The following is an 18,267-nucleotide window of genomic DNA, read 5'->3' as shown; positions in this document are numbered from 1 at the left end:
AGCCTTCTGATCACGGCCAACCAGCCGTTCTCGGGCTGGAACGACGTGTTCCCCGATCCCGGCATGACCGTCGCTGCAATTGACCGGCTCGTCCATCATTCGACGATCTTCGAGATGAATGTCGAAAGCTACCGTCGTCGCACCGCCAGCGACAAACAGAACAGCCGGCGCCGACAATCATCCAGCGACAATCACAAGGAAGGAGCGACAAACATGGCCGAATAACCACCGACAATCAACCCGGTCGACCGGCCAAAATGATTGTCGGTAAACCGGCCATCCTGCTTGACGTTATCCAGTTATGTGCTCGCGTCGCAGTTGAGGAAAGCGAAAATCCGTCCGCTGTTGGCTGGCAAGGAAGGTTGATTCACGAACTCGTGATGGAAGGCTACCAGGATCGCGCTGCCAATCGAAAATTGACCGGTGAGTGGTTGATCTTTGGAGTGCAGGAGCAAAAGAACGTTTATCTTGCTTTGTGTGCTCATTCGGACAGCGCAGAACAAGATAGCGCGATCCATGACGCCCTTCTGAATCTATGCGGAGACGAATTTCCCGACATCTTTGCAACGGGTACCGGTGCTGAATAAACACTCAGCCGAAGGTCTGCTTCCGTCATACGCTACGCGTCTCTCCTACTGCGAAGCGCGAGTGTTTTTCGCACTGCCCGACACCGCCAACACACTGGCTACGGGCGGTTGCCGACACCTGCTTTCGCTCGGTCTACGCAAAAATCCAAGAACCTGTGCTGTAGAATTGTCTGCGCCCTAAAGCGCAATGCGTGGAGGCCGGATGAATTCGGATGACAGCACAGCTAACACGATCGTTCCAACGGATTCGACCGTCGATCGGATTAGAACTCAACTCGAGCGGCTTAACCCGAGCACGAAACGCCGCATTCTCGAAAAGTTTGCTTTGGCGGCGCTCGGAAGCATTCCATGGGTCGGCGGATTCATCAGCGCGCTCGCGAGCATGAAGACCGAAGAGGCCGGTCTGCATGCATCGTCCCTCCAGACGCAATGGCTCGAAGAACATCAAGCCAAGATGGAAACCCTGAGTGCGACCATGCAAGATATCGGTCGGCGATTCGAGGCAATTGGCGATGAGATCGATGAGCGGCTCGCGAGCGACGAATATCTGGACATCGTGCGGAAAGCCTTTCGCGCCTGGGACAAGGCCGACACCGAAGAAAAGCGCCGCTACGTCGCAAACCTCGTAACGAATGCCGCTGGAACACGACTATGCTCCGATGACGTTGTTCGGCTCTTCATCGACTGGCTGGACACTTATCACGAATCGCACCTGGCTGTAATCCGCGAGATCTATAGTAATCCCGGCTCAACGCGATTTGATATCTGGACCGCGATTTACGGCAACCTCGTTCGCGAGGACTCGGCGGAAGCTGACCTATACAAGCTGCTGATCCGTGACCTGAGTACAGGTGGTGTCATCCGGCAAGCACGTGACACTAATGCCGATGGGCAATTCCTGCGCAAGCAGACAGTACGGAAGTCGCCCGGACCAGCCAACGGGACGGTCGAATCAGCGTTCGATGGCAGCAAGCAATATGTGCTAACCGAGCTAGGCAAACAGTTCGTTCACTACGCGATGAACGAGGTGGTACAACGCGTATCGGGCGAATGACACCAGTGATTATCGGTATCGAACACGTGCTCGACAACCGAGCAAATCACGGTTGTCGTCCACGGGAAATAGCCGTCACACGCGTCGTAGCGATATGCTCATGCCCTCCTCGATGGGTTCGCGCCAAGCACAACAACACGACGCAACACAATCCGGTGGCGAATCCCACCACGACGTGTTTAACACTCAACGGTGCGCGCAAGTCAAACGGCGCCAAAGTGTTATACACAAGACATCCCCAAACAAATAACGTAAAGATGTTCACCCATTGATTGATCTTTGACACCGAGACAGGCGCAGGTCCGACAAGTCGCTCAACAAGGTTAGCGCTCGGTGGTCTAGCAAGGATCGTTTTGTACAGTGGCCCGATGACAGAATCCTCGATCGAATCAACGTGATTCTCCCAATTTTCCTGCCAGTATTTGCTTCCCTTGTTTGCTTGGTACCAAGCAAAGGTGAGCACAAGCCCTAAGCACGCAACGATATAGGCGAGATACTGTTTATCCGGAAAATGCTTCTCGTCGGCACCCAGAATGACGAAATGCCCTGTGAAAGCAGCAGCAATTAGTACCCAAAAGTACGTTGCCCTCTTCCAGTAAAGTTCGATCTCAAACTTCCGGATGTCCAACGCGTACTGAAGGAGCAGACCCAGATCAGGTTTCTGCGGCGACCCTGTAAGATTGAACGCCTTCTTGTATTCTGCCTCGTCCACGCACTCCCCCCGACCTGTGTTTTCGATATGTCCTGCATCCTACCATCGTCACCCGCGAGCTGGAGTGACGTGCATAGGGCGCGTGGGGTCTCACGCCACTCTATGTCCGATCCTCGATCACACCGACGCTCACCCCGTCTCTATATACAGCGAAGCAAACTAGAAACCCATGCAATGAGGGCGGCGCTACATTAGCATGAGTTATCGCAGATCCAATGTTGACGAATATCGCGAGTGGATATTCTAGAACGTCTCTAATGAGGCTCAGTTTGTCGAAATCGACAATAGCGTGAGCCGCTGTCGCTCTTAGCTTGAGTTCAACCACGGCGTGATTGCCGTCGGCCGGGGTTCGATGTCGGGTCGGGTCAAACGGTTCGTGAATGATGATATCCGGTCGCTGCGACAAACCGTGCTGCCGCAAGCGCTTCTGATATTCCTGCTCGATCACGGTCCCGACTGGTAGAGGAACAAGCCGGTGCATCTCAGCGAGAAGCGCCCCTTGGAAACCGCGTTCTGTTTCGAAAAGTCGTGGCTCGACTATTGAGGAAAGCGCAGTCCGGAAGTCTCTTATCAACTTCTCGCGTTCCATGAGGTGTCTCCAGTTTCCACGAAAGGCGCAGAGCAACATTCAACGTCAAAACAACCGCTCAAATCGAGAAGGTAATGGCTCCCTACGCTGAGCGCATGCTGTCCCCTTAAGCTTCGATCAAGTCACGCTCTGGCTTTGACCTCGGCCACACTTCGAACATCCAAAGCTTTAACACATCACCGTAGAATCCTCGGCGGAGACCTATGCTTAAGGCAGCTGGCCCAACGGAAGGCGTCAGTCGAGTCACTCGCCCGTCTTCTGAAACCGTCAAGTAATTGTAGTAGCTTGACACCATCCCACTTAGCGTCCCGAGATGCTGGAAGTCGTGTTCCGGCGTATCGTCGCGCGGAGCTGACTCGTATTCGATGTATTCGAGCTGACCATCATTCAACACAGGTTCGGCTTTCGTCTCTGTCCATCGCGAATGCAGCATGAAATACCAAGCCCATATTTTCTCCTCCTCACTGAGAATCTCATTTCCCGCCGCATAGAAGGTGATGGCGGATATGACGAAGCGCACAGTGCTGTCAGGTTGCAACGCCCGAGGCTTATTCCTGTCTGCCCAAATTCTACAAGTCAACGGCGGGATCGTCGACAGCATCAAGTCTCCGAGAAGGGCGGACCAGTTGTGCATCATGGCGTCCGCGAACTTCAACTGAATCGCGCCCCTACGCGTCAAAATCTCCTCTGGTCTTACAACCGTCCACATGCGTAGGTTGGACCAATATATCGCAAGGAGAAGAGGTTTTCTGAACAACTCGGCGTATGCCCGAAGCCGGTCTAAATATTTCTTCGACATCGAAAACGGCTGATCAAAACTCTTATTGTGGCAGTTCTTAACCTCGATGAGGTACTCCGAGCCGTCCCTAAACACGACGCGGTAGTCGGGAGGCTGCACCGACGCATTCAAGCAGGTGATATCACCGGCGTCCTCCCTCTTTATGATGAGCGCCTTGCCTAGGGACGCGACCACGTACTCAAACATATTCTCCACCCGCTTCCCGTGGATCAATCTATCGTTGCTTCGGCTAGCGCCTAGCAAATCCGAAAATGAGATGGTTTCGCTAACCTCGGCGAGGTCGATGTTTCTGGCGACCCCAATGCAATCGGCAAGTTCGAGCGGACCAAATTTTTCTGGGTCCCGAGGAATACGGTGCATGATTTTTTCTATGAGATGTGGTCCGGCTCGCGCCCCGCTAAGAGGCGCTCCTAACTACTAATCCAAGTAGTTGGCCGCGCTAGGTCAATCTTTCGATCAAACCTGCGATATCGGGTTTGTGCCCACGGGCGGGAACAAATCGGCAGATTGCTGACTCGCTGTGTTTAATAGCCGGTCGTACAATTCGTCAGGCTGAACTCGAAAACGCAAACCATCAGCAAGGCGGGTCAACGCCGCAATGCCAACGATACTCAATCCAAATCTTGAGGCTTCTTCGGCGAAGGGTTCGATCTCTGCGTCGCTATGTTTCGTCACAAGAACACCGATGATCTGCACGTGCCCGAGCCGTTGTGATGCAAAACTCTCCTTGATACGCAAAACGCGTTGCTGAAGCTTGGAGAGTTTTTCCGATGAGTTGGTAACGGCCGCTGCGCATTCAATCACCGCGACTCGCCGACTCGGCGTCTCACAGTAGATGTCAGGTGCCTCTTGTAAATGTGACACCTCCCCTAAATACATACAGTCGAAGCCGATCTCCTCCAGAACTATGGCGAGAACTCGTTCGAATGGGTGCCCGCGCGACTCACGGGATAACAGTTCTTCGCGCAACTTCGCGAGGTCTTTGTCAAATTGCGCAAGGAACGCTGCGCGCTGACTCGGCAGCCGGGTGGGATCACCCACCCACCAGCGCGAGATATGGTGTCCCGCATAGCTGAGAAAGACTTGGCAGACCGGAGTATCACCGACATCTTGCTCGACTCGTGCGGCTATAAGGCCGTCGTCCTGAGCGGTCCAGCTAAGCGTTCCCCCGCCTATCGATGACCGAGATGCTTTCTGACCGTCCGGCGCGACTTTCACGCCGATCTTGAGCAAGGATGGATCGATGCGCGGACTTGCGACTATCTTGGCCGAGAGCGCGCGATCGCTGATCGTCGAATCAGCCACTATCGTCTCGGCCGGCCGTTCTAGCAGAATTTCAATTGCAGTGTCCGGCCGCTGCAAGATCGCGGTGGGTAAAAGGTGCTCACTTAACAAGTCGGCGAGGCCATCGTAGGGCGTATCGAGCGATCGCAGCCTATGTTCTAGATCGGCGAGCATCCGTCCATCAATATTTGGCGATCGCCCGCCGGACAAAATCAGCGTTGGTGATCGTGCTTGACCAGGTTGAAGCTGAGGATGGCTGTCAGCGAAGAATGTTGCGTTTAGCGAAGGGCCATCAATCTGCGGAAGCGAATATATCTGTCCGCTGAGTTCGATCTGGCCGGACTGTACGAATCGATCTAGATCGAAGTTTTCTTTTGCCAGATCGATCGCAAACCGCCCAACCATCACCCCGTCGATCGACACGACCGACGGTTCGAGCAAGCTTGGCCGAACCGTCTCGTAAATGTGGCGAACGATAGCCCAGTGAAGCCACGTCGTCCCCGCGACCTCCACGACCAGATACGAAATGATGACGTGCCGCGCCGCGTTGGTCCAATGCTCGGCGATGGCCATAAATCGATCGATTTCCGATTGCGCGTGGCTTGATATTTGGAACGGAATACCGGTCGACGCCATTGTTTAATAGTCCATGATCGTGGGTCGAATGATGATACGCCGGGGTTTGACAGCTGTCCCGCTCGCACGAGCCACTTGGCGGCCGCGTGTGAGGTCAGGGAACAACCCTGATTTCGTTGCGACGCAGCGATGCCAGCGAAAAATCCCGAAGTGGATACACTTTTCACGCCACTTCACACGATTCCGCCTCCCCAAATCGCCGAAACCCCTGTAAAATAGCGGGTTCTGCGGGCGTCGTATAATGGTAATACCCTAGCTTCCCAAGCTAGAGCCGTGGGTTCGATTCCCATCGCCCGCTCCAGATTCTTTTCAGCCAGCCTGTGGATTGATCAGGCGGCTTCGCGAAGGGATCTGAATCTGCCTCATTTCTGCCGCCTTTCCCACCCGCTGCATAGTCCCCGCCTGTCATCCAGGAAGTCGCACAAAGGCGCGATGAACCCAAGCGAGGTTCAAGGCACCATTGCGCGAATTGCCACTAGTTCTTCGCAGCCTTCTCGACCGCCTTGACCAGCTTGAAATCGTCTTTCTCCAGCACGTAGTAGTACGTCCCATTGCCCGCTTCATTTCTGCTGCCGTGAACCACCAGCAGGCGGCTGTCGCGCCGGAATTCGATCGGCTCCTGCACATCCACATCCCAGCAGCACACCGTAAAAGGCAACCACGTGACGCGGCCGGTCTTCGCATCGATCGCCACGCTGGACACGCAGGACGCCCCGCAGCCCCAGCTTGCCAGCACGTAATGCCCGGCAAAGTTCGGCTTCTGCCGGCTGGCTTCGCGGATACGCGTCGCATATTCCTTGTCGTCCGCGGATACGAGCCGCACTTTCGCCGCTTTGCCCACGAATGTGTCAGTGACCGCGAAATCTTCGAAGCGCGGCGCGCCGACATCAGCGGCTTGCGCTACACCCAACCAGCACATAGCCGAAACAAATCCCATCAATAGAAACTTTTTCATTGCTCAATACCAGTGATGTTTTTCCCAGAACAGTCGTGCTGATGCAGCGGTGTGATATCGCCCGAGAACATAGCGAATCCCGCCCTGACATTCCTCGACTGGATTACCGAAAGATTTTTCACCATTCGGATTCAATTCATATTGAGTCCGCAGCAACTGATAAAGCCCACGCGCGGACGACTTGCCGTTGCGCACGTCCACCACGCCGCTCGACTCCTGCGCCATGAGCCACAGTAAATCGTTGAATTGCGTGAGCGGAACGCCTTCAATGCCCATTGCTTTGCGAAGTGCATTCTGTGAGGTAGTCGGTACCGCAGTCGGATCGATAGCGACCCAACCCGTTTTGGCGGCTTTTGCCTGACGATGATTGTGTGCGTATTTGCCCATAGTGGATTTTCGTTTTGATAATCGTTGCAACAGACGGCTTACAACGCGATTAAATCATACGAATTGCTGTCACGGTTATGAAAACGTAATCCTGATGCCGATTTCGGGACCCCGTCACCCCGTCCACCGTCTGGACGCACCCTTTTCGGGTGTGCTACCTTACGCGCACTTGCAACGCCCGCTCCACCTTCCTGCTAAGCCGTCAGCAGAATCCAGCACGAGCCGCCTCCCATGAAGGCGGCTTTTTTGTAGTGGCAGCGGCGAGGCACAGCGATTCGAGCGAACCGCGCCGGCGAACTGCGGCCCATGCCGCGCATGCGCAAACGGCGCCTCGCAACACGCCATGCAAGCCGCCAAGCCCTCACCCTTGTAGCAGCATCGACAATGATCCACGATCCAAACGACGCCGGCCTGCCGGACGAATTCCCGCCAGCTTCCACCGAAGCCGAAGCCGAAGCTGAAGGCCAACCAGCCGATGCCGGCTCCGACGCCCCGCAAGAAGAAGCCTTGCATCGACGCCGCATCCGCAGCTTTGTCACGCGTGCCGGTCGCGTGTCGACCGGCCAGCGCCGCGCGATGGACGAACTCGGACCGCGTTTCGTCGTGCCCTTCACCCCACAGCAACCCGACTGGAATAGCGTGTTCGGCCGTGCAGCGCCGCGTGTGCTGGAAATCGGCTTCGGGATGGGCGCGACCACCGCGGAGATCGCCTCGCATCGTCCCGACGACGACTTCCTCGGCGTCGAAGTGCATGAGCCAGGCGTCGGCGCGCTGCTCAAGCTGATGGGCGAGCAAGAACTGTCGAACATCCGCATCATTCAGCACGATGCGGTCGAAGTGCTCGAACAGATGATTGCGCCGGACAGCCTCGACGGCGTTCATATCTTCTTTCCGGACCCTTGGCACAAGGCGCGCCACCATAAGCGCCGGCTGATCCAGCCGAAGTTCGTCGCGTTGCTGGTTTCGCGTCTGAAGCCGGGTGCGTATCTGCATTGCGCGACCGACTGGCAAAACTACGCCGAGCAGATGCTCGAAGTACTGGGCGCCGATCCCGCGCTGGAAAATACCGCCGACGGCTACGCGCCGCGTCCCGAATATCGTCCGGTGACGAAGTTCGAACGGCGCGGGCTACGGCTTGGGCATGGCGTGTGGGATCTGGTGTTCAGGAAGCGCGGCGCGGCGTAAAACCGCCCGTTACAACTGGCTCGCCATAAGGAAAAGGTCCGCGTTGCGGACCTTTTTCATGACTCTCGAAAGACAGCGGTGAAGACAGCGGAGACTCAGTCCGCCCAACTCAATGCGCCGCTATAGCCCACCAGCAGGATCAACAGACCGAAACCGATCCGGTACCACGCGAACACGGTGAAATCGTGCGCGGAGATATAGCGCAGCAGCCAGCGCACGCAGGCGAAGGCGCTGATGAAGGCGGCAACGAAGCCGAGCGCGAAACTGCCAAGCGCGTCGGCGGACAGCAAATGCCAGTCTTTATAGAGCTCGTAAGCCGTCGCGCCGAAGATGATCGGAATCGCGAGGAAGAAAGAAAACTCCGTCGCGACACGCCGTTCGAGACCAAATAGCATCCCGCCGATGATCGTCGAACCCGAACGCGACATGCCCGGGATCAGCGCGAAACATTGAGCAAGGCCGACTTTCAACGCATCCAGCGGGCTCAAATTGTCGACGTTCTGAACGCGCGCCGCCGCGTCGCCTCGCGCGCGCTGGCGCGCTTCCGCCCACAGGATCACCACGCCGCCCGCCACCAGCGCGAACGCGACCGGCACCGGCGAAAACAGCGCCGCCTTGATGGCCTTCTCGAACAGCAAGCCGAGTACGACCGCCGGAATTGTCGCGATGATCACGTTCAGCGTGAAGCGCCTGGCGTCAGGGCGGTTGGGCAAGCCCACCACCACGCTGCCGATGCGGCGCCGAAACTCCCAGCACACGGCCAGAATCGCGCCGAGCTGGATCACGACATCGAAGGTTTTCGCGTGGTCGTCCGTGAAATTGAGCAGACTACCCGCGACGATCAGATGGCCGGTGCTCGACACCGGCAAAAATTCCGTCAACCCTTCGACGACGCCCAGAATCAGCGCCTTGCAAGCCATTAGCCAGTCCATCCGTGACCCTCATCGCTGTAGATAGTCGAAACGAACAGGGTCAGCACGGTGCGCGCGCGGCCCTGCCGGCCGCGCACAGCGTCATTTCTCGACGATTTGTATGCGTATGCCGTTTGTAAGGATGGTGATTGTACCGGGTTCGTAATTCACCCCGGCGAATTGCAGCTGTTCGGGCTTGAAGGTGTAGATCGGATAGTTGGTCAGCAACTGCGTGGCGAGCACGGCTGCCGCGGCATTGATCTGCTGCGTGTAGGCCTGCGCCTGTCCGCTCACACTGACGTTGTCGACGTTCGGCGACTTCAGCACGACCGATTTGCTGGCGGCATCGTAGGCCAGTTCGCTAGACAGTGTGAATACACCGTCGACCGGTTGCGGCATGAATGGGCTCACGAACCGCGCATCGAGCTTCACCGAGACGCGGTTCGCGTCCGGCAGGAAACCGACCACTGGATTGGTCAGCGCGACATCGAACACTTGCGAAACCGTGCGTTGATACGGGAATTTGCGCTGCACCGCGTCCTGCACCTGTTGCTGCGAGAACGTGTAATGCGAGGGAATGAACGGAAATATCGGTGTCGCCGCGCACGCTACCAGTGACACGGTGATGCCGAGCGCGGTGCAACCTGTCAGCGTTGCAAGCAGGAAGCGGCGCCGGGTCGGCGCAGCGGGTCGAGTCATGCGAAATCTCCTGTGGAAACCTTCTCGAGCATGCGGTTACGTTGAGTTGTTCTGATTCGAATCAATGGATGACGTGGCGGTTCGCGCACGTGCGCTATCGGCGCACCGCCGGTTGCGGTTGGGTCTGCGTTTCCAGCTGGGTGAGCCACGCGATCGCTTCGCTGCGGCTCGCGCCGCACATGTCCGTCTGCGGCTGCAAACCGGAACAACACGCCGGCCGCTCCGGCTGACCAAAGATCGCGCAGCGCAGATCGTCGCCGAGTTGCACGCAGCGCACGCCCGCCGGTTTGCCATTCGGCATGCCCGGGATCGGACTCGAAATCGACGGCGCGATACAGCATGCGCCGCAATCGGGGCGGCACGCATGACCGGCCACATTGAACGGGGACTCGCGCTTCACAACGCTGTTCGGCACTTCACTCACGACATTTTTCCTGAACTCGAAAACATACAACGCCATACCAGACCCGCATTGTGCCATCGCATCCCGTGCGACCTTTTTACACAATCCGGCAGCGGGTCGCTCACGTAGACTTGATGGATACGAAAGGCCACGCTCAAGAGGCGTTTTTGCGCTATCCGAACCGGTCCCGAGAACTCGCCGGCTCTTGCCTCTTCAAGGGTGGCTGTCAGACCCGAGCGCCCCATGACCACCGCCAACACGCTATTCCGCCCCGACCTGCTCGCCAAATACAACGCGAACGGTCCACGGTATACGTCCTATCCGACCGCCTTGCAGTTCCGCGACGCGTTCGATCCCGCCGACTATTTGCGCGCCGCCGCCGATCCAGGCGCTGGCGCCACCGATCTTTCCCTGTACTTCCACATCCCCTTTTGCGACACCGTGTGCTTCTACTGCGGTTGCAACAAGGTCGCCACGAAAAACCGCGCGCACGCGCGTCCTTACGTTGAGCACCTGAAGCGCGAAATGGCTTTGCAGGCAGCGTGTTTCGACACGCGGCGCCCCGTGTCGCAATTGCATTGGGGCGGCGGCACGCCCACGTTCCTGTCGCACGATGAAATGGCGGAACTGATGGCAGCGGCACGCGAGCACTTCACGTTGCTGCCCGATACCGAAGGCGAATATTCGATCGAAGTCGATCCGCGCGAGGCGTCGCCCGAGACCATTGCGCATTTGCGCACGCTGGGCTTCAACCGGCTCAGTCTCGGCGTGCAGGACTTCGATCCGGTGGTGCAGCAGGCGATCAATCGCATTCAGCCGCTCGAGATGACCGCGTCGGTCATGCAAGCCGCGCGCGATACGGGCTTTCACTCGATCGGCGTCGACCTGATTTATGGGCTGCCGCATCAAACGGTCGATAGCTTCAGCCGCACGCTCGACACGATGATCGAGCTCGCGCCCGATCGCCTTTCGGTGTTCGCGTATGCGCACATGCCGCAGCTCTTCAAGATGCAACGGCAGATGGACGCAACCACGCTGCCCTCGCCTGCCGTACGCCTCGCAATCCTGCAACGGGTAGTCGAGCGGCTCACTGGCGCGGGCTATGTCTACATCGGCATGGACCACTTCGCGCTGCCCACCGACGAACTCGCGCGCGCCCAGGCGCAGCGTACGTTGCATCGGAATTTCCAGGGGTACAGCACGCGCGCGGAATGCGATCTGATCGGCTTCGGCGCGTCGTCGATCGGCAAGGTCGGCGACGTGTACGCGCAGAACGTCAAGGACCTGCCCGGCTATGCCGCAGCAATCGATGCAGGCAAACTCGCGATCACGCGTGGCGTGCGCCTCACGGCTGACGACCGTCTGCGTCGCGATGTCATCACGCAATTGATGTGCAATCTGGCACTGCGCTTCGATGAATTCGAAGCCGCATACGGCATCCACTTCGCCGATACGTTCGAGCCGGAACTGGAGCGCTTACGTGGCTTCGAGCAGGACGGCCTGGTGTCGGTAAGCGGCAGCAAGCTCGAAGTGCAGATGGCCGGGCGCATGCTCGTGCGCAACATCGCAATGGTGTTCGACCGCTATCTGGACCAGCAAACGCTCGAACGATTTTCTCGCACGGTTTGAACACGCTGAACGCGACAAAAGCGACCGGCTTGCCCGTCGGCGAATTTTCGGCCATAATCTGCGTCTTCGCCGCGCGCCATATCCTGACGCGTGCGCTAGAAGACCTGCCCAGGTGGTGAAATTGGTAGACGCAGGGGACTCAAAATCCCCCGCCGCAAGGCGTGCCGGTTCGATTCCGGCCCTGGGCACCACGTAGCATTCCGGCAAGTTCCGGTAAATTCCTCAAACCCGCAACGAGCTAAAAGCTTTGCGGGTTTTTTTGCTTCCCACGGGAGCCGAGATCATCTATTGTCATCTATGGCCAATCAGGTGATCTTCAGCGGCGCACCGTCGCAAGTCTGCAACCTTCCAGCGATCCTGAAGGGCTGTGCAGTCATGACGGTGATTGGCGCTATACACGTCTGCACGTCGAACGCCTTCCCGCTTCAGTGGCATGTGCTGCTTGCACAAGCAGGCGCGGTATTGATCGGCGTCGGTGTGCCGTTCGTCAAAACCGCGTTCACCCGGATCGTCATCGATACCGAGCAAATTACCTGGACGCAAGGCATTCTGCATCGCCGTGTGTCGAGTCTGAAGCTCTCCCGAATTCAGGGCACCACGTCGATCCACCCCTGGTGGCAGCGTCTATTCGGCGTTGGTTCGATCATCCTGACGACCACCGATCTGGCTCATCCCGTACGGCGTTTGCCTGGCATCAGGGGCGCGGACCAGCTCCGCAAGAAGATCGACGAGGCGGTAGCGATGCTTCAGAAGCGGTCTATTTCCGCAAACACGCATGATCCGAACGCCCCTGGTTACTCTCAGGCGCACAGTATTTGAACAGGTGGCGTCAGTTCATAAATTGACGTTGCCGGCCAGCGCTGCGTCGCAGACGCCGGCTGCGGAGTTTGTTGTTTCCGGTTCTACTGCCTCGCCACCCGAGCGCCGCCGTGCATCGCTGCACGCCGGCGTTTGAACACATAGCCAGCCCACATCACGACCAGCCACGCGGGCACAAGCCACACCGAGACCGACAGGCCCGGTGTCATCGCCAGAATCACGAGGATCAGCGCCATGAAGGCGAGGCAGATCCAGTTGCTGACCGGGAACCAGAACGACTTGAACACGAGCGTCTCGCCCGCCGCCACCATCGCCTTGCGCGATTTCAGATGCGTCAGGCTGATCAGCGCCCAGTTCAACACCAGCGCGGCCACCACCAGCGCCATCAGCAAGCCGAGTGCTTCGGCCGGAATCAGATAGTTGATGATCACGCAGGTGAACGTGGCGAGCGCCGACAAACCGATTGCCATGTAGGGCACGCCACGCCGGTCGACCTTCATCAGCGCACGCGGTGCGTTGCCCTGTTCCGCGAGACCGTAGAGCATGCGGCTATTCGCATACACACCGCTGTTGTACACCGACAGCGCCGCGGTCAGCACCACCACGTTGAGGATGTTCGCGGTCAGCGTCGAGCCGATCTGCGAGAAGATCATCACGAACGGGCTGCCGCCGGCCGCGACCTGATTCCACGGATACAACGAGAGCAGCACGGCCAGCGAGCAGATGTAGAAAATCAGAATCCGGTAGATCACCTGATTCACGGCCTTCGGAATGCTCTTTTGCGGGTCGGCCGCTTCAGCGGCCGTAATGCCGATTAACTCGAGTCCGCCGAACGAAAACATGATGACCGCGAGCATCATGAACAGGCCATGAAAACCGTGCGGGAAAAAGCCGCCGTCGGCCCAGAGATTGGTGATCGAGGCTTGCGGCCCACCATGGCCGCTGATCAGCAGATAGCCGCCGAACAGGATCATGCCGATCACGGCCACCACCTTGATGATCGCAAACCAGAATTCGGTTTCGCCGTACGCTTTGACGTTGGCGAGATTGATTGCGTTGATGACGGCGAAGCACACCAGCGCAGAGACCCACGTGGGCACCCCAGGCCACCAGTAATGCACGTAGGTGCCGACCGCGGTCAGCTCGGCCATGCTCACGAGCACGTACAGCACCCAGTAGTTCCAGCCGGACAGAAAGCCGGGAAAGTCGCCCCAATACTTGTACGCGAAGTGGCTGAACGAACCGGCAACCGGTTCTTGCGCGACCATTTCGCCGAGCTGCCGCATGATCATGAAGGCGATGATGCCGCCGATCGCGTAGCCGAGAATCATTGACGGGCCGGCTGCCTTCAACACGCTGGCGGAGCCGAGAAACAAGCCGGTGCCGATTGCCCCGCCCAGCGCGATCAGCTGGATATGGCGATTCTTAAGCCCGCGCTTCAGGCCGTCTTGCTGCTGTGCACTATTCAAAATTGCGCCCCAGTGTATGGATATCGATCACCCGATCAGACTTATGGTCTGCCCCGGCAGAACCTGAAATTTTACCGTGGCCGATATTAGCTAAATACTGGGAGCAACCCGCGCTTGGTTCTGCGCCGCACCTAACGGCGAGGATAGTGATTGTCACTAGCGTGGGGCTTCTGTATGGTGCCCTAGTCGAGGTTTCAGCCTTCGGAGATTCAACATGTCGCCCAAACGTCTGCTTTGCGCCGCTGCTTTGTGTCTCTGCTTCGCTGGAGCGGGCGCCCTCGCGCAAACCGCGGCGCCCACGGCAGAACCCGCCGCCGAACCGGCCGACATGCCTGGCGCGGAGTCGAGCGCACCTGAAGCACCGCCCCCTCCACCCGCAACACCGGCCGCCACCGCCCCCACGCCCGCAGCACCCGCTACGCCAACGGCAACTGCCCCCAAACCAACCGCAGCACCGATGAGCGGCCCCGTGCGCAACGTCGTACTGGTTCATGGCGCATTCGTCGACGGCTCGAGCTGGAACGGTGTCGTCGCGAAGTTGCAGCAGAAGGGTTATCACGTGAGTTCGGTGCAGAACCCGCTCACGTCGCTCGCCGACGATGTCGCGGCCACCCGCCGCGTCCTCGCGCGCCAGGATGGCCCGACCATCCTGGTGGGCCACTCATGGGGCGGCGTCGTGATCACGGAAGCCGGTGCGAACGCACCGAATGTCGCCGGTCTCGTCTATGTGGCGGCCATTGCACCAGACCTGCACGAATCAACAATGGACCTGATGAACCGCGTGGCGCCGGCGCCGGCGAATCAAGGCATCACTGCGGATTCCACAGGCTTTCTTTGGCTCGACCGCAGCAAATACCACGCCGACTTCGCCGCCGACGTGCCCGAGAATCTGACGCGCGTGCTCTCCGCCGCCCAACAGCCGATCGCCGCAACGGCTTTCAGCGAAACGGTGAATCAGGTGGCGTGGAGAGAAAAGCCGTCGTGGTACATCGTGACGACGAAGGACCGCGCGATATCGCCCCAAGTCGAACAGTTCATGGCCAACAGGATGGGCGCGAAGATCGTGCCCATCTCATCGAGCCATCTCGTGCCGGTGTCGCATGCGGGTGCTGTTGCGGATGTGATCGATCGCGCAGCGCGCGAGTTGAGCCGGCAACAGTAAGCGGTGGCCGGTCACGCCCTCCGTCACACGGCTCAGCGCAGCATGAACGACATCGCCGACAGGCAGTTCAGCATGCGCACCGCATGTTCCGCCGACTCCGCGCTAAAGCGCAACGTGACGGCGTCGACGCGCGTGAGCGTCGGCCATTGGCAGAACAGATCGGCAAGCGCGGTCGTTTGCACGCGCAACTCGCATTCGACGGGCTTCGCAGTAGCGCGCGTGGCCTGCGGCGCATGACCCTTGTCGATGTAATGCCGCACCACTTCGCGCGCGGCGCTTTCGATTGCATCGCGAGCGCTTGCCGGTGTTTGCGTGACGCCGCTTGCATGCCCCGTCGCGCTCTTGGTGACAACAAAACGCGCGCCGGGAAAACGCGGCGCGGTTTCCTCGGCGAATACATCGTCGCCGGATAAAAGTGCTACCTGTGCGCCATATTCTTCCGCCAGCGCTCCATACAATCCTGCCTCGCCGACTTCGACGCCGTTCAGCGAGACGCGCGCGAACGCGAAGCTGTTGATCGTATGCGAGAGAATGCCGTGCGTTTGCGATCTGGCGTGGTAGCCGATCATGAACACCAGCGCCGCGCCGTATTCGAGGCCGGCCATCATGCCGAGCGTACGCGGTTTGCCGAGCACCACCTGGGCACGCGTATCGAGCAGATCGGGCAGCAGATTGCGGAAACCGCCGTGCGAATCGTTGACCCACACGTGGGTCGCGCCACCTGCGAACGCGCCTTCGATTGCGGCGTTGGCTTCGAGTGTCATCCAGCGGCGCGCGGCTTCGTATTCGCCGTTGCCCGCGCGCGTTTGCTCGGGATGGAACACGCCGGCTACGCCTTCGATGTCGGCGGAAATCAGGACTTTCATCAGGGATGGTTACTTGAGAAGTTGAGCGAGGTCGGGAGCGGTATCGTGCAGCGATAGGCGACGATGGCCGTCGCGGCCCGTGACGGACGTCGCACTCCATAGCGCGTCGACGATCGCTTGCTCGACGCCGTCCGCGCAGGCACGGAATAGTGGATCGAGACGTGCATCGGCGAGCACTGGCGGCAGTGCTACGAAGTCGGATTCGTGCGGCACGGTGTAGGCCGTTGAAAATGCCAACGCTATATCGCCGCTGCCGTGGCCGTACACCGAACCGGTTCGTGCGAGACCCGCCGCGGCGCGCAATGAAAGGCGCTTGAGCTGGCGAGCGTCGAGCGGTGCGTCGGTGGCGACGATCATGATGATCGAGCCTTGCTCGGGTTTTGGAGTGGTCGCTGATGTCGCCGAAGCCGCTGGGCTCGCTGAGACCGCGGAGGTCACTGATGTGGCCGAGACCGAAGAGGCCGCTGAGCGCCGCGAGATCTCTACGCTCGCCGAAGTCGCTGATGTTGCTAAGGTCGCCGCGCCAACGGCGACCGCTTTGGCCGCGCGTTCGGCGAGCTCGCGACCGAGCGGCGTGCCGTCGATCGTCAACATCGGCAAGCGGCCGAAGTTCGCCAACACGAGTGCACCGACGGTATAGCGCTGCCCTGCTACCTCGACCACGCGCGATGCGTTGCCGATTCCGCCTTTCAGATCGAAGCAGGACATGCCGCGGCCTGCGCCGACCGAACCGCTCGCGACGTCAACGCTTGCCGCTTCACACGCATCGTTGTAGTGCCGTTCGCTTACCGCCAAAGCCTGAATATCGTTCAGGTATCCGTCATTACATTCGAACACCAACGGATTGACCGTGGACCATTCGCGTCCGATTTGCGGATTGGCATGAATTGCGGCACGAATCTGCGCTTGTGCGACCGCAGCGACGCCGAAGATATTGGTCAACGCAATCGGCGTTTCCAGCACGCCGAGTTCTTCGACTTGCACGAGCCCGATACTTTTGCCGAAACCGTTGATCACTGAAGCAGCCGCTGGCACCTTCGCGAGAAACGGATCGCCGGGATGTGGACGAATCACGGTCACGCCGGTTTGCACAGCGCCCTCATCCAGCGTGCAATGTCCGACCGTCACGCCATCTACGTCGGCAATCGTTCCACGCGGGCCGCTCGGCAACACACCGATATGCGGTGCGCTTCCACCTGCAGTTTCAGTAAAACTCATGGCCGGTCGAGCTTCGGATCGAGCGCATCGCGCAAACCGTCGCCGAGCAGATTGAATGCCAGCACGGTGAGGAAAATTGCCAGACTCGGAAACAGCGCAATATGCGGCGCGGTGACCATATCGGCACGCGCTTCGTTGAGCATCGCGCCCCACTCCGGCGTCGGCGGTTGCGCGCCGAGCCCGAGAAACGACAGGCTTGCCGCCGTGATGATCGACGTACCGATCCGCATCGTGAAGTACACCACGATCGACGAAATCGTCCCCGGCAGAATATGCCGCACGATGATGGTCCAGTCCGAAGCGCCGATGCTGCGCGCCGCTTCGATATACGTGAGTTGCTTGAGCATCAGCGTATTGCCGCGCACGAGCCGCGCAAACGCCGGGATGCTGAAAATCGCTACCGCACAGATCACATTGATCATGCCGTTGCCGAGAATCGCAACCACACCGATCGCCAGCAGAATGCCGGGGAAGGCGAACAGCACATCGGCGACACGCATCGTGATGCGGTCCCACCAGCCTTCGTAGTAACCGGCCAGCAAACCGAAGAACGTACCGATCACCGCGCCGATCGCCACCGATAGAAAACCGGCCTCGAGCGAAATACGCGATCCCGCCAGAATGCGGCTGAAAATATCACGGCCCAGCGAATCGACGCCGAACCAGTGCGCGGCCGAGGGCCCCGCGTTCAACGCGTCGTAGTCGAAGAAATTCTCCGGATCGTACGGCACGATATGCGGCGCGAGAATCGCAACCACGACCAGCAGCAGCACGAAAATACCGGCGCCGAGCGCCACATGCTGCTTACGGAATTTGCGCCAGAATTCACTCCACGGTGTGCGGATCGCGCTTTCTACGAGGGCGGCCTTGGCCGCATTCGCCTCGGTGGCTGAGATGCTCATG

At 59.0% G+C, this 18,267-nt stretch carries 20 protein-coding genes and 2 tRNA genes; 9 read left to right on the top strand and 13 right to left on the bottom strand.

Annotated features, from left to right (window positions below; translation table 11 throughout):
• The 3 genes from HHL24_RS30940 to HHL24_RS30930 all read left to right on the top strand — a co-directional run.
• Nucleotides 1-225, top strand: a 225-nt coding sequence (locus tag HHL24_RS30940) for an ATP-binding protein (RefSeq protein ID WP_230417513.1), incomplete at its 5' end; no start/stop codon positions are given.
• A 32-nt stretch (nucleotides 226-257) separates the two neighbouring features.
• The gene (locus HHL24_RS30935) at nucleotides 258-587 is read left to right on the top strand and encodes a hypothetical protein (protein WP_206003091.1); all 330 of its coding nucleotides are present in this window, start codon (nucleotides 258-260) and stop codon (nucleotides 585-587) included.
• 202 nt (nucleotides 588-789) lie between these two features.
• Nucleotides 790-1,641, top strand: a complete 852-nt coding sequence (locus HHL24_RS30930; protein WP_169489121.1) for a hypothetical protein — start codon at nucleotides 790-792, stop codon at nucleotides 1,639-1,641.
• Between the two features lie 46 nt (nucleotides 1,642-1,687).
• Here HHL24_RS30930 and HHL24_RS30925 read toward each other — a convergent pair whose 3' ends face one another.
• The 4 genes from HHL24_RS30925 to HHL24_RS30910 all read right to left on the bottom strand — a co-directional run bounded on the left by HHL24_RS30925 (nucleotide 1,688) and on the right by HHL24_RS30910 (nucleotide 5,661).
• Complete coding sequence (locus tag HHL24_RS30925) at nucleotides 1,688-2,353, bottom strand: RipA family octameric membrane protein (protein WP_206003090.1); 666 nt, start codon at nucleotides 2,351-2,353, stop codon at nucleotides 1,688-1,690.
• A 100-nt stretch (nucleotides 2,354-2,453) separates the two neighbouring features.
• Entirely contained in the window at nucleotides 2,454-2,942 is a 489-nt protein-coding gene (locus HHL24_RS30920) for a hypothetical protein (RefSeq protein ID WP_169489120.1), read from the bottom strand.
• Nucleotides 2,943-3,048: 106 nt separating this feature from the next.
• Nucleotides 3,049-4,101 carry a hypothetical protein gene (locus HHL24_RS30915; RefSeq protein WP_169489119.1) on the bottom strand — a complete coding sequence of 351 codons (1,053 nt, stop codon included), beginning with the start codon at nucleotides 4,099-4,101 and terminating at the stop codon, nucleotides 3,049-3,051.
• Nucleotides 4,102-4,197: 96 nt separating this feature from the next.
• A complete protein-coding gene (locus HHL24_RS30910; protein WP_169489118.1) occupies nucleotides 4,198-5,661 on the bottom strand; it encodes a hypothetical protein in 1,464 nt (487 codons plus the stop codon).
• Between the two features lie 227 nt (nucleotides 5,662-5,888).
• Here HHL24_RS30910 and HHL24_RS30905 point away from each other — a divergent pair.
• A tRNA-Gly gene (locus HHL24_RS30905) sits at nucleotides 5,889-5,962 on the top strand.
• A gap of 174 nt (nucleotides 5,963-6,136) precedes the next feature.
• On the opposite strand, the gene HHL24_RS30900 is transcribed toward HHL24_RS30905, so the two are convergent.
• A complete protein-coding gene (locus tag HHL24_RS30900) occupies nucleotides 6,137-6,616 on the bottom strand; it encodes a hypothetical protein (protein WP_169489117.1) in 480 nt (159 codons plus the stop codon).
• Nucleotides 6,617-6,619: 3 nt separating this feature from the next.
• Complete coding sequence (locus HHL24_RS30895; protein WP_169489116.1) at nucleotides 6,620-7,003, bottom strand: aggregation-promoting factor C-terminal-like domain-containing protein; 384 nt, start codon at nucleotides 7,001-7,003, stop codon at nucleotides 6,620-6,622.
• A 384-nt stretch (nucleotides 7,004-7,387) separates the two neighbouring features.
• Between HHL24_RS30895 and trmB the strand changes: the two genes are divergently transcribed.
• Nucleotides 7,388-8,188, top strand: coding sequence for a tRNA (guanosine(46)-N7)-methyltransferase TrmB (trmB, locus tag HHL24_RS30890; RefSeq protein ID WP_169489115.1), 801 nt, complete (start codon nucleotides 7,388-7,390; stop codon nucleotides 8,186-8,188).
• A 95-nt stretch (nucleotides 8,189-8,283) separates the two neighbouring features.
• On the opposite strand, the gene HHL24_RS30885 is transcribed toward trmB, so the two are convergent.
• The 3 genes from HHL24_RS30885 to HHL24_RS30875 all read right to left on the bottom strand — a co-directional run bounded on the left by HHL24_RS30885 (nucleotide 8,284) and on the right by HHL24_RS30875 (nucleotide 10,222).
• Nucleotides 8,284-9,120, bottom strand: a complete 837-nt coding sequence (locus tag HHL24_RS30885) for an undecaprenyl-diphosphate phosphatase (RefSeq protein ID WP_169489114.1) — start codon at nucleotides 9,118-9,120, stop codon at nucleotides 8,284-8,286.
• Nucleotides 9,121-9,201: 81 nt separating this feature from the next.
• Nucleotides 9,202-9,798, bottom strand: a complete 597-nt coding sequence (locus HHL24_RS30880) for a DUF1439 domain-containing protein (RefSeq protein ID WP_169489113.1) — start codon at nucleotides 9,796-9,798, stop codon at nucleotides 9,202-9,204.
• Between the two features lie 94 nt (nucleotides 9,799-9,892).
• Nucleotides 9,893-10,222 (bottom strand): YkgJ family cysteine cluster protein, encoded by a 330-nt coding sequence (locus tag HHL24_RS30875; protein ID WP_169489112.1) that lies wholly within the window; start codon nucleotides 10,220-10,222, stop codon nucleotides 9,893-9,895.
• Nucleotides 10,223-10,444: 222 nt separating this feature from the next.
• Between HHL24_RS30875 and hemN the strand changes: the two genes are divergently transcribed.
• The 3 genes from hemN to HHL24_RS30860 all read left to right on the top strand — a co-directional run bounded on the left by hemN (nucleotide 10,445) and on the right by HHL24_RS30860 (nucleotide 12,649).
• Nucleotides 10,445-11,830, top strand: coding sequence for an oxygen-independent coproporphyrinogen III oxidase (gene hemN / locus HHL24_RS30870; protein WP_169489111.1), 1,386 nt, complete (start codon nucleotides 10,445-10,447; stop codon nucleotides 11,828-11,830).
• Between the two features lie 106 nt (nucleotides 11,831-11,936).
• Nucleotides 11,937-12,021 (top strand) — tRNA-Leu (locus HHL24_RS30865).
• Between the two features lie 106 nt (nucleotides 12,022-12,127).
• Nucleotides 12,128-12,649, top strand: coding sequence for a PH domain-containing protein (locus HHL24_RS30860; protein ID WP_230417633.1), 522 nt, complete (start codon nucleotides 12,128-12,130; stop codon nucleotides 12,647-12,649).
• 83 nt (nucleotides 12,650-12,732) lie between these two features.
• On the opposite strand, the gene HHL24_RS30855 is transcribed toward HHL24_RS30860, so the two are convergent.
• Nucleotides 12,733-14,118 (bottom strand): amino acid permease, encoded by a 1,386-nt coding sequence (locus HHL24_RS30855; RefSeq protein WP_169489109.1) that lies wholly within the window; start codon nucleotides 14,116-14,118, stop codon nucleotides 12,733-12,735.
• 214 nt (nucleotides 14,119-14,332) lie between these two features.
• Between HHL24_RS30855 and HHL24_RS30850 the strand changes: the two genes are divergently transcribed.
• Nucleotides 14,333-15,280 (top strand): alpha/beta fold hydrolase, encoded by a 948-nt coding sequence (locus tag HHL24_RS30850; protein ID WP_169489108.1) that lies wholly within the window; start codon nucleotides 14,333-14,335, stop codon nucleotides 15,278-15,280.
• A 32-nt stretch (nucleotides 15,281-15,312) separates the two neighbouring features.
• Here the strand turns inward: HHL24_RS30850 and HHL24_RS30845 are convergent, their stop codons facing one another.
• Genes HHL24_RS30845 through gsiD form a run of 3 tightly spaced genes read right to left on the bottom strand, consistent with a single transcriptional unit; the run spans nucleotide 15,313 to nucleotide 18,266 of the window.
• Nucleotides 15,313-16,146: a M55 family metallopeptidase gene (locus tag HHL24_RS30845; protein WP_169489107.1), complete on the bottom strand. Its 834-nt coding sequence runs from the start codon at nucleotides 16,144-16,146 to the stop codon at nucleotides 15,313-15,315.
• Nucleotides 16,147-16,155: 9 nt separating this feature from the next.
• Nucleotides 16,156-17,364, bottom strand: a complete 1,209-nt coding sequence (locus HHL24_RS30840) for a DmpA family aminopeptidase (RefSeq protein ID WP_169489106.1) — start codon at nucleotides 17,362-17,364, stop codon at nucleotides 16,156-16,158.
• Complete coding sequence (gene gsiD, locus HHL24_RS30835; RefSeq protein ID WP_169489105.1) at nucleotides 17,361-18,266, bottom strand: glutathione ABC transporter permease GsiD; 906 nt, start codon at nucleotides 18,264-18,266, stop codon at nucleotides 17,361-17,363. Before gsiD ends, HHL24_RS30840 begins: the two co-directional genes overlap by 4 nt.
• Between the last annotated feature and the right edge of the window lies 1 nt (nucleotide 18,267).

Origin of the sequence: Paraburkholderia polaris, from assembly GCF_012927345.1 — a bacterium.
Classification (GTDB): domain Bacteria; phylum Pseudomonadota; class Gammaproteobacteria; order Burkholderiales; family Burkholderiaceae; genus Paraburkholderia; species Paraburkholderia polaris.
This window is presented reverse-complemented; position numbering and strand designations above follow the sequence as displayed.

Coding starts and splice junctions, on each gene's coding strand:
- HHL24_RS30935 (WP_206003091.1), top strand. CDS start 258: ATGATTGTCGGTAAACCGGCCATCCTGCTTGACGTTATCCAGTTATGT.
- HHL24_RS30930 (WP_169489121.1), top strand. CDS start 790: ATGAATTCGGATGACAGCACAGCTAACACGATCGTTCCAACGGATTCG.
- HHL24_RS30920 (WP_169489120.1), bottom strand. CDS start 2,942: ATGGAACGCGAGAAGTTGATAAGAGACTTCCGGACTGCGCTTTCCTCA.
- HHL24_RS30915 (WP_169489119.1), bottom strand. CDS start 4,101: ATGCACCGTATTCCTCGGGACCCAGAAAAATTTGGTCCGCTCGAACTT.
- HHL24_RS30910 (WP_169489118.1), bottom strand. CDS start 5,661: ATGGCGTCGACCGGTATTCCGTTCCAAATATCAAGCCACGCGCAATCG.
- HHL24_RS30900 (WP_169489117.1), bottom strand. CDS start 6,616: ATGAAAAAGTTTCTATTGATGGGATTTGTTTCGGCTATGTGCTGGTTG.
- HHL24_RS30895 (WP_169489116.1), bottom strand. CDS start 7,003: ATGGGCAAATACGCACACAATCATCGTCAGGCAAAAGCCGCCAAAACG.
- trmB (WP_169489115.1), top strand. CDS start 7,388: ATGATCCACGATCCAAACGACGCCGGCCTGCCGGACGAATTCCCGCCA.
- HHL24_RS30885 (WP_169489114.1), bottom strand. CDS start 9,120: ATGGACTGGCTAATGGCTTGCAAGGCGCTGATTCTGGGCGTCGTCGAA.
- HHL24_RS30880 (WP_169489113.1), bottom strand. CDS start 9,798: ATGACTCGACCCGCTGCGCCGACCCGGCGCCGCTTCCTGCTTGCAACG.
- hemN (WP_169489111.1), top strand. CDS start 10,445: ATGACCACCGCCAACACGCTATTCCGCCCCGACCTGCTCGCCAAATAC.
- HHL24_RS30860 (WP_230417633.1), top strand. CDS start 12,128: ATGGCCAATCAGGTGATCTTCAGCGGCGCACCGTCGCAAGTCTGCAAC.
- HHL24_RS30850 (WP_169489108.1), top strand. CDS start 14,333: ATGTCGCCCAAACGTCTGCTTTGCGCCGCTGCTTTGTGTCTCTGCTTC.
- HHL24_RS30845 (WP_169489107.1), bottom strand. CDS start 16,146: ATGAAAGTCCTGATTTCCGCCGACATCGAAGGCGTAGCCGGCGTGTTC.
- HHL24_RS30840 (WP_169489106.1), bottom strand. CDS start 17,364: ATGAGTTTTACTGAAACTGCAGGTGGAAGCGCACCGCATATCGGTGTG.
- gsiD (WP_169489105.1), bottom strand. CDS start 18,266: ATGAGCATCTCAGCCACCGAGGCGAATGCGGCCAAGGCCGCCCTCGTA.